Origin of the sequence: Salmonella sp. SAL4457 (assembly GCF_046548235.1) — a bacterium.
GTDB classification, from domain to species: domain Bacteria; phylum Pseudomonadota; class Gammaproteobacteria; order Enterobacterales; family Enterobacteriaceae; genus Salmonella; species Salmonella enterica.
In genome coordinates this window covers 1-239 of sequence record NZ_JBGDZO010001253.1, presented here as the reverse complement: position 1 = coordinate 239, position 239 = coordinate 1, and the positions used below count along the sequence as shown (strand labels likewise).

Genomic DNA, 239 nt, shown 5'->3' with positions numbered 1-239 from the left:
ACCTCAACCCGGCAGTGGACTGGGGTCGCTTCACCCAGGCGGCGCTGTCGCAGGTCGGCAAGATGCTCGGCTTCAGCGCGCACTCCTCCGGCGGCAGCACCCTGGCGACCCAGATCGAGAAATACCGCCACTCTGCCGAAGGGCGCACCGGCAGCATCGGCGACACGCTGCGGCAGATGCTCTCGGCCAGCGTACGCAGCTATCGCGAAGGCCCGGCCAACTTCGCCGCGCGCCAGGAC

General features: G+C 69.5%; 1 protein-coding gene. It reads left to right on the top strand.

The window, feature by feature from the left end; all coding sequences use genetic code 11:
• On the top strand, positions 1–239 hold a 239-nt coding region (locus tag ACLJNW_RS28210; RefSeq protein WP_410961935.1), incomplete at both ends, for a hypothetical protein.